This window comes from Achromobacter mucicolens (genome assembly GCF_902859725.1).
Taxonomy (GTDB): domain Bacteria; phylum Pseudomonadota; class Gammaproteobacteria; order Burkholderiales; family Burkholderiaceae_B; genus Achromobacter; species Achromobacter mucicolens.
This window is the reverse complement of sequence record NZ_CADIJP010000033.1, coordinates 19062-28392: the sequence shown is the minus strand read 5'-3', so window position 1 is coordinate 28392 and position 9331 is coordinate 19062. Positions and strand designations below refer to the sequence as shown.

Annotated in this window: 8 protein-coding genes; 6 read left to right on the top strand and 2 right to left on the bottom strand. The window is 66.8% G+C overall.

From position 1 onward, the window contains the following. Positions 1 to 255 precede the first annotated feature (255 nt). On the bottom strand, positions 256 to 1242 hold the full coding sequence (locus HV786_RS26465) for an AraC family transcriptional regulator (RefSeq protein ID WP_128829868.1): 987 nt from the start codon (positions 1240 to 1242) through the stop codon (positions 256 to 258). A gap of 291 nt (positions 1243 to 1533) precedes the next feature. Here HV786_RS26465 and HV786_RS26460 point away from each other — a divergent pair, with 291 nt between their 5' ends. From HV786_RS26460 to HV786_RS26435, 6 genes are read left to right on the top strand one after another with little or no spacing between them, the layout of a single operon-like run. After that, complete coding sequence (locus HV786_RS26460; protein WP_128829869.1) at positions 1534 to 2724, top strand: ABC transporter substrate-binding protein; 1191 nt, start codon at positions 1534 to 1536, stop codon at positions 2722 to 2724. A gap of 31 nt (positions 2725 to 2755) precedes the next feature. Continuing rightward, on the top strand, positions 2756 to 4000 hold the full coding sequence (locus HV786_RS26455) for a dienelactone hydrolase family protein (protein WP_056327439.1): 1245 nt from the start codon (positions 2756 to 2758) through the stop codon (positions 3998 to 4000). Positions 4001 to 4009: 9 nt separating this feature from the next. Then, entirely contained in the window at positions 4010 to 5359 is a 1350-nt protein-coding gene (locus HV786_RS26450) for an aromatic ring-hydroxylating dioxygenase subunit alpha (protein ID WP_128829870.1), read from the top strand. Then, positions 5350 to 5883, top strand: coding sequence for an aromatic-ring-hydroxylating dioxygenase subunit beta (locus tag HV786_RS26445; RefSeq protein ID WP_128829871.1), 534 nt, complete (start codon positions 5350 to 5352; stop codon positions 5881 to 5883). Before HV786_RS26450 ends, HV786_RS26445 begins: the two co-directional genes overlap by 10 nt. After that, positions 5883 to 6491 carry a cysteine hydrolase family protein gene (locus tag HV786_RS26440; protein ID WP_128829872.1) on the top strand — a complete coding sequence of 203 codons (609 nt, stop codon included), beginning with the start codon at positions 5883 to 5885 and terminating at the stop codon, positions 6489 to 6491. Before HV786_RS26445 ends, HV786_RS26440 begins: the two co-directional genes overlap by 1 nt. Before the next feature lie 12 nt (positions 6492 to 6503). Continuing rightward, a complete protein-coding gene (locus tag HV786_RS26435; RefSeq protein ID WP_128829873.1) occupies positions 6504 to 7322 on the top strand; it encodes an SDR family oxidoreductase in 819 nt (272 codons plus the stop codon). Here the strand turns inward: HV786_RS26435 and HV786_RS26430 are convergent. Beyond that, on the bottom strand, positions 7319 to 9067 hold the full coding sequence (locus HV786_RS26430) for a DUF342 domain-containing protein (protein ID WP_175212058.1): 1749 nt from the start codon (positions 9065 to 9067) through the stop codon (positions 7319 to 7321). The two genes, HV786_RS26435 and HV786_RS26430, sit on opposite strands and share 4 nt — an antisense overlap. Positions 9068 to 9331 lie beyond the last annotated feature (264 nt).

Genomic DNA, 9331 nt, shown 5'->3' with positions numbered 1-9331 from the left:
GAACTCAGCCGTAAAGGCACGCCGCTTTATCTTGGTCATGACTCACCTCCTAGGTTCAACCTAAATGGGTGTCTACCAAAATTAGACCACTACAGGCCGCGCGGGCGGCCTGGTGGGGCTTACGCGGTGTCTTGCGGCTGACGGGTGCGCTGCGCGCTCGCGGTGTGCGTTGTTTTTGCCACGTAAGACTGAATCGGGTGTCTGACACCCGTGCCTGGGCGTAAGACTGAATCGGGTGTCAGACACCGCGTTCCATCATCCCGCCGCGCGCCGCGTTTCTCTCGGCAGTTCTCCAAAACGCTCCCGGTAATACTCCGAAAACCGTCCCAAATGCCCGAACCCCACGCTCAGCGCCACTTCCGTGACGCTCGCGTCCGGCTGGGTCTTCAGTCGTGTTCTCGCCGCGTCCAGCCGGAATGCGCGTAGCGCATTCATCGGCGTGGTGTTCCGGTGTTCCTGAAACAGCCGCGTGAGCGCGGTGGCGCTGGCGCCGGCGTGGCGGGCGATGTCGTTCAGGGTCAGGGGGGCGCCCAGGCGTTCGCGCATGTAGGTCTCGGCGATGCTGAGGCGGCGCGGTACGGGGTTGGGCTGGCCGGCGTGGGTTTGCCAGGTGTTGGGCTGGTTGTAGAGCAGGTGCAGGACCAGGGTGTCTTCCAAGTGCTCCAGCCACGCGGCGGGTGGGCGGCGGGCGCCGTCGTCCAGGGTGGGAAGCAGGTGGATGAGGCTGGTCATCATGCTGCGCCAGGCGGCGCCGATGGGGGTGTCCAGGCGCAGGGCGGGACTGAAGTCCAGGGGGCCTGCGGCGGCGTCGCCGAAGGCGCGTTGGCCCATGGCTTCCAGCTTGCCTCTTGGGATCTTGAGCAGCAGTTGTTCGCAGCCGGCCTCCCAGTGCAGGCGCAGGCGGCGGTTGGGGGCGATGACGGCGGCGCAGTCGGGGTCGGCGTTGACGCCTTCGTCGCCGCATTCGATGCGGGCGCGGCCGCGTAGCGGCACCTGGACCAGCATGAAGTCCTGCAGGCGGTCGGGTTCGATGTGGACTTCGGCGCCGTAGCGCAACGTACAGACGGTCAGCGAGCCGAATCGGCCCCGGTTCAGCTCCGCATCGACGCGTCCGCCTTTCCAGGTGAGACGGTGATCCTTCAGGGCTTCGGACACGCGCGCGCGGGTCTCATCCTGTTGCGTGGAGCTGAAGACGCGCCGTTGCAACAAGGGCGCCAGCTCGATTCGGGACCAGCCGTGCATGGAAGCCTCCGGGACGGGACCGATCCCGTATCTGAGGGCAGCGTAATGTAATCGGGCCGCATTGGGAATTAAGTGAATCCCGGATAAGGGTGGCGGTATTCGGATAGAGCTGGGGTGGACGCGGCCCTAATCTTGCCGGGAGGCGCCGTGCAGGGTGGTTGGCGCCTGTTGGAATGCAGACGCCGCGGCGCGTAAGCTGGGCGACTTGGATCGGCGGCATGCGTGTACCGACGGCAGACGGGTTCTGTCAGCTTTCCGCCAGCGCGGCTGGCGGCGAATACGGGGTGGCACATGAATCGAAATCGATGGAGCCGGCGCGCGCTGGCGGCGCTGGTTTGTCTGGGGGCAGTGGCGGGCGCGACGGGTGTGGCGTCGGCAGCGGACAAGGTGAAGGTGGGGCTGCTGACCACGCTGTCGGGGCCGGGCGCGGCGTTGGGCAACGAGATCCGGGACGGCTTCAATCTGGCGCTGCAGCATACGGGTGGCAAGCTGGGCGGTTTGACGGCGGAAGTGGTGGTGGCCGACGACCAGCAGAAGGCAGATACGGGGCGTCAGGCGGTGGAACGGCTGCTCAAGCGCGACCGTGTGAACGTGATGACGGGCATCGTGTTCTCGAATGTGCTGCTGCCGGTGATGCCGGCGATCCTGCAGTCGGACACGATCTATCTGAGCACGAATACGGGGCCTGAGAATTACGCGGGCGCGGGCTGTAATCCGAATTTCTTCGCGGTGGCCTGGCAGAACGAGGACATTCCGGCGGCGATGGGCAAGTACGCGGCCGACCAGGGCTACAAGCGCGTGGCGCTGATCGCGCCGGACTATCCAGGCGGACGCGAGTCGCTGAACGGCTTCAAGCGGTTGTACAAGGGCGGCGTGGCAGAGGAAATCTATACGCAGCTTGGCCAGCTGGACTATGGCGTGGAGATCACGCAACTGCGCGCCAGCAAGCCCGATGCGGTGTTCTTCTTTTTGCCGGGCGGCATGGGCGTGAATTTCATCAAGCAGTTCAATGGGGCGGGCCTGTCCAAGGACATCGCGCTGCTGGCGCCGGGCTTTTCGGGTGACGAGGACACGATCGCGGCAGTGGGCGCGCCGATCAAGGGCCTGCGCAACACGGCGCAATGGGCGGCCGAGCTGGACAATCCGGCCAACCTCAAGTTCGTCGAGGATTTCAAGAAGACGTACAACCGCAGCCCGTCGCTGTATGCATCGCAGGGCTATGACGCGGCGATGCTGCTGGACAGCGCGGTGCGCCAGACGGGCGGCAAGCTGGATGCCGAGTCGCTGCGTCCGGCGCTGCGCCGCGCGGATTTCAAGTCGGTGCGGGGCGATTTCAAGTTCAACCGCAACCAGTATCCGGTGCAGAACTATTACCTGCGCGTGGTCGAGGCGGACGCCAGCGGCAAGCTGTCGAACAAGCTGTCGGGCACGGTGCTGACCCAATACCAGGATCCCTTTGCCGCCGCGTGCCAGATGAAGTAGGCCGCCGGGCATCGCAACACAGGAGATACGCATGACAGAACGCATTTCAACGCGCGAGGTGACGATCGCCTCGCACGATGGCAAGTCCTTTGGCGCCTATCTGGCGGTGCCGGCTTCGGGCCGCGGGCCGGGCCTGGTGCTGTGCCAGGAGATTTTCGGGGTCAACGATTTCATGCGGCGCAGCGCGCAGCTGCTGGCCGAGGAAGGGTATGTGGTGCTGGTGCCGGATCTGTTCTGGCGCCAGCAGCCCGGCATCCAGTTGACGGACGGCCCGGCCGACATGCCGCGCGCCTTCGAGCTGTACAAGGGCTTTGACGTGGATGAGGGCATCAAGGACATCGCGTCGACGCTCGCGGCGCTGCGCGATTTGCCCGAGCAGGAGGGCGGGGCGGGCGTGCTGGGCTATTGCCTGGGCGGCAAGTTGGCCTATCTTGCGGCCTGCCGCACGGATGCGGATGTGGCGGTGGGTTACTACGGCGTGGGCATCGAGGACAGCCTGGAAGAGGCCGCCAATCTGCGCGGGCGCCTGGTGCTGCACATTGCGGAGCAAGACGGCTTCTGTCCGCCCGAGGCGCGCGCGCGCATCCTGGAGGCGTTGGGCGGCAAGCCGGGCGTGGAGCTGTACGTGTACCCGGGCGTGGACCATGCGTTTGCCCGCACCGGGGGCGATCACTACGACAAGCCGTCGGCGCTGATGGCACACCAGCGCAGCATGGCGGCGCTGCAGCGCACGATCGGGCCGGAATTCGATTATTCGTATCTGTGGGACAAGCATTGCGAATATGAATTCGGCACGCGCGACGTGGCCGCGACGATGGCGACGATGGTGGCCGAACCCTACGTGAACCACATTCCGACGATGACGGGCGGCGTGGGCCACAAGGAGCTGTCGCGCTTCTACCAGCATCACTTCGTGAACAGCAACCCGCCCGATACGCGGCTGGTGCCGCTGTCGCGCACGGTGGGCGCCACGCAGATCGTGGATGAACTGCTGTTCTGCTTTACCCACACGACCGAGATCGACTGGATGCTGCCGGGCGTCGCACCCACGGGTAAGTACGTGGAGATCCCGCTGGTGGCCATCGTGAAGTTCCGCGGCGACAAGCTCTATCACGAGCACATCTATTGGGATCAGGCCAGCGTGCTGGTTCAGGTGGGCCTTCTGGACCCCAAGGGCCTGCCGACGGCCGGGCGCGAGACGGCGGCCAAGCTGCTGGACGAGACGCTGCCTTCCAACACGCTGATGGCGCGCTGGAAGGACAGCGAGAACAAGTAGGGAGACGACATGCCTTATACCGACGAACAACTTGCGGCCCTGGTGCGCGGCGACAGCGTGCATCGGGACCTGTACACGGATCCGGCCATCTTCGATCTGGAGATGCAGCGCATCTACGGCCGCGCCTGGATTTACGTGGGCCACGAAAGCCAGGTGCCCAAGACGGGCGATTATCACACCACGCGGCTGGGCGATCAGGACGTGCTGATGGTGCGCGCCGCCGACGGCCGCGTGCATGTGCTGTACAACCGCTGCCCGCACAAGGGCGCGAAGGTGGTGGCCGACGGCGAAGGTTGCGCCGGCAAGTTCTTTCGCTGTCCGTATCACGCCTGGACGTTCAAGCTGGACGGCAGCCATCTGGGCGTGCCGCTCAAGCAAGGCCTGGAAGGCACCTCGTACGATCCGGCGGATCCGTCGTTCTCGATGCGGCGCCTGCCGCGGGTGGAGAGCTACCGCGGCTTCGTGTTCGCCAGCCAGGCCGCCGAGGGGCAGGCGCTGGTGGACTTCCTGGGGGGCGTACGCTCGTCGATCGACAACCTGTGCGACCGTTCGCCCGTGGGCGAAGTGGAAGTGGCGGGCGGCGTCTTCCGCGTGATGCAGCGGTCGAACTGGAAGGTCTTCTACGAGAACCTGCACGACACGATGCACGCGCGGGTGACGCATGAATCGTCGTATGCGGCGGCGCGCGACGAGGCCAAGGAAATCGGCGAGATGCCGCTGGAACTGCACATCATGGACGGCAACGGCGAGCCCTACGAATTCTGGGAAAAGCTGGAGCTGCGCGCCTACGACAACGGCCACGGCTACATGGAGGGCATCTTCAATCCGGGCGCGGCCGAGCGCGATCCCGTATCGCGCGCGCACTTCGAGTCGCTGACCGCCGCCTATGGCGAACAGCGCGCCCGCGAGATCCTGGGCATGAACCGCCACAACACGGTGATCTACGGCAGCGGCTCGCCTCACACGGTGTTCCAGCAGTTCCGCGTGATCCGGCCGGTGGCCGTGGACCGCACGCTGATCGAGATCCAGACGTTCCGCTGCAAGGGCGCGCCGGAGGGCGTGTTCAAGCGCGCGATGCTGTATGCCAACGTGATCAATTCGCCGTCGTCCAACGTCATGCCGGACGACATCGAGCTCTACAACCGCTGCCAGGAAGGCAACGCGACGCGGGGCGGCGACTGGGTCAGCATGCACCGTTATCACGGCACCGACCGCGTCGACGCCGACGGCATGGTGTCCGTGAACGGCACCAGCGAATTGCCCATGCGCAACCAGTTCCGCGCGTGGAAAGCCTACATGGAGGCGGGCGCCGGCAATGGCGCGGCTGCCGCGGCCAAGGGAGACGGCGCATGCTGCTAGATCTGGATTTCGACGTCGGCACCGCGAACCTTGCGCCCGCCGATGTGCCCGCCGATGCCTATCACCGCATCGCCCAGTTCCTGTACCGCGAGGCGCGGCTGCTGGACGAGCGGCGCTATGACGACTGGCAGGCGCTGTGGACCGAAGACGGCATGTACTGGATGCCGCGCAAGCCGGGCCAGGAAAGCCCGTACGACTACATCTCGCTGTTCTGGGAGGACCGCATGCTGCGCGATGTGCGCATCCGGCGCCTGGAGCATCCGCGCAACTGGTCCCAGCAGCCGCCCACGCGCACTGTGCGGCTGGTGGGCGGCGTGCAGGTCGAGGGGGTGGATGCCGGCGGCAACCTGGTCGTGCATTCGGTCTTTCAGATGACCGAATGGCGCAAGCGCCAGCCGCGGCAGCTGGCCGGCCGCTACACCCACAAGCTGGCCGCCGAGGGCGACGGCTGGCGCATCCGCATGAAACGCGTGGATCTCGTCAACTGCGACGATGCGCATGATGCGTTCGAGGTGTTCGTGTGATGAGCGCGGACGTGGCGGTGCTGGCGCTGCACTATCAGAACGATGTGCTGCATGCGGATGGCAAGATCCGCGTCGGGCTGGATGCCGACAGCGGGGCGCGGCAGCGCCTGCTGGACAACGCCGCCGCCTTGCTGGAAGGCGCGCGCTTGCATGCGCTGCCCATCGTGCACGTGCGCATCGCGTTCCGGCCCGACTACGCGGACCTGCTGCCCAACTGCGATATCTTCCGCAACGTGGCCAGGATCGGGGCGGTGCCGGAGGGGCAATGGGGCAGCGCGTTCTATGACGGGCTGCAGCCGCTGGCGGGCAGCGCGCGCGAATTCGTGGTCAAGCACACGCGCATCAGCGCGTTCTATGGCACGCCGCTGGAGGAAACCCTGCGGCTGCTGGGCGCGCGCCGGCTGGTGGTGGCCGGCGTGGCGACGCATTCGGTGGTGGAAGGCACGGTGCGTCATGCCGCCGATATCGGCTTTTCGGTCATGGTGGCCGAAGATGCCTGCGCGTCTGCCGACCCGGCGGTGCACGCGGCGTCGCTGGCCAGCATGCGGCTGATCGCGCAGACGGCGCCGGTGGCTGACGCGGTGCGCTGGGCCGCCGCGCCCAACTGACAAGGAACACACATGGACTTTTCAGGTTTCCCGGGCCTGGCGGGCAAGACCGCCATCGTCACCGGCAGCACCCAGGGGCTGGGCGCGGACATCGCGCGCGGCTTTGCCGCGGCGGGCGCCAACGTCGTGCTGGTCGGCCGCAATGCCGACGCGGGCCAGGCGCTGGCGCATGCGCTGGGCGAACGTGCGCTGTTCTGCGAAACCGACATCGGACAGGACGCGCAGATCCAGGCGTGCATCGATGCCGCGCTGGCGCGCTTTGGACGGCTCGATTTTCTGGTCAACAATGCCTGCCAGTATGCGGACCGCGGGCTGGCGTCGACCCGCGAGGAGTGGCATCGCACGCTGGACACGAATCTGGTGTCGGCGGCCATCTTCACGCAGATGGCCGCGGTGCATCTGCCGCGCGGCGGCGTGGTGGTGAACCTGGGCAGCACGGGCGGAAAATTCGGTGCGGCCGGGCGGGCGCTGTACCCGGCGTCCAAGGCCGCGCTGCTGCAGATCACCAAGAATTTCGCGGTGGAACTGGCGCCGTCGGGCGTGCGCGTGCTGGCGGTGTCGCCGGCCTGGACGTGGTCGCCGTCGGTGGAACAGTTGTCAGGCGGATCCCGCCAGGCGGCCGATGCCGTGGGCGCGCATTTTCACCCGCTGGGCCGCGTAGGCTCCGGCGAGGAGATCGCCGCGGCGGTGTGTTTTGCCTGTTCGGACGCGGCATCGTGGATGACCGGCGTCGACATTCCTGTGGACGGCGGCTTCTCGGTCCTGGGCCCCGACCGCGGCATCTCGCCGCGCGTGTGGTTCAAGGAACTGATGCCGGACGACGGCGCCTAGCGAATAACGATCTCGCCTTCTTCCAGCCCGGCCTTGCCGCCCACCTGGTCTTCCAGGAACTCCTGCATCTTGTTGCCCAGCTGGATCTTCGTGCCGCTACAGAAGCGGCGCGTGGCGGCGATGGTGGCGTTCTGTTGGGGCAGCAGGTCGCGCGCCAGCTGGGCCTCTTCGGTTTCCAGCCCGGCCAGATCGCCGATGAGCTTGGTGTGCGTGTTGCGCGCGCGCTCGACCACGTCGCCCGTGGCCCGTTGCGGATTGGCCTGCAGGAACATCAGCAGCTGCTCCAGCTTGGCCTTTTCCTCGTTCATCTTCAGGCGCTTGCGCGTGAGCGCCGAGCGCTTGATGTCCGCGTGCGGATCCAGGCCCGCCTGCACCAGCGTCGGAATGCCTGCCGGCGAGCCGATGGTGCCGGCGCGCACCGCCAGCAGGGCGCGGGTCTCGCCACCCGTGATGGCGCTTTGCTGCGTGTTGGGCGGGCCGACGTTCACGCTGCCGCCGGCGGCAATGCTGCATTGACGGATCTCGCGCTCGACGTCGATGTCCTGGCCCGCGCTGATGACGGCGTTCTCGATGAATTTGGCGCGCAGCGTGCCGCCGCAGACGATGTGCGCGGTGCGCGGCGCGGCCGCGGCGTCGTGCACGGTTTCGGCCATGCCGATGATGCCGCCCTTGACGGTGACGCTGCCGCCGGCCTCGACCAGCGCGGCCTCGATGGTGCCGTTGACGACCACGTCGCCGGTCACGCGCACTTCCATCGTGGCGGCAATGTCGCCGCGCACTTGCAGGGAGCCTTCGAAGTTGATGTTGCCGGTGGACAGGTTGACGGCGTCCACCTCCACCATCGGATTGACCTGCACGCCGTGGGTGATGATCGTCGGGGTGCCGGCGATGGCCGCGCGCAGCAGCAGGGGATTCTCGGGATCGACTTCGACGCCGGACAGCTCCTTGGAGAACGGCGTGTCGGGCAGCTCTTCGGGCATCACCGGCTCGCCGAGCACGTTGGTGCCGTCCACGCCGGGCAGCGGCGGAATGCGGCGCATGAGCGGCGTGCCCGGCGACACGAGCAAGAGGCTGCCCAGGTCCCGGTAATCCACCTGGGCCAGTTCGTCGATGTCTTCGGCGCGCGGCTTCAGGCGGTCGAGCAGGCTCTCGAAGCGGGTGGGGGTGCCACGCGTGGGCGGCGTGCCTTGCGCGGCCAGGATGGTCTCGGCACGCCCAAGCGCCACGGCCTCGGCCAGCGCGCTGTCCAGCACGCCGTGCACGATGCCCTGGTCGGCCAGCGCCTGGCGGACCGCTTCCAGCGTGACGGGCTTGCCGCCCTTGGGCGGATGCAGCGTCAGGGTTGCCGCCATGCGGGTTGCGTTCAGTTCGATGTCGAAGCTGCCGTCAACCACCTGGCCGACGGGGCTCTGCACGGGTTCGGCGGCCGTGCGGCACAGGTCGATGAAGGCGAGGATGGCGTGGTTGTCGAGCGCCTCGGGGCCCCAACCCTGCGCGGCAGCGGCGGCGACCAGGGCGTCCCAGGTCGGCAGGTCCGTGTTGATGAGCGGGGCGTCGGCTTCATCGGCGAGGGCGACGCTGGTGTCCTGGTCTTCCGGCTGTTCGCCGCCCTCTTGAGGGGCGGGCGCCGCGGCGGGCACGGGCGCGGCCTCGGTGGGTTCCGGACGGGGTGGCGGCGTGTAGACCGCCGTCAGGACGTTGGTGTCGGCATCCAGCACCAGCTGGAGCATGTTTTCTGCGCCCATTTCACCCTCTCTCCGGTTCCGGCACGAACGGCCGGTTCAATCATTTGGTAATTGAACGAAATATTACGTCATATTCATTGCAAGGACGATCTTTACCGGCCTGTAACGCTCAAAATTTATCGTCCGCATGTCCTAGTCATGTCCCCGATTTTCCCTGGGAAACCAGCGGCTTGCCGCGATCTAGATCATCGGCAGGAAAGACAGGACCGGGATGGTGCAAGCAGCATTAGGGCTCGCCAACGCGTCTCAGGACGCCGCCGGAGC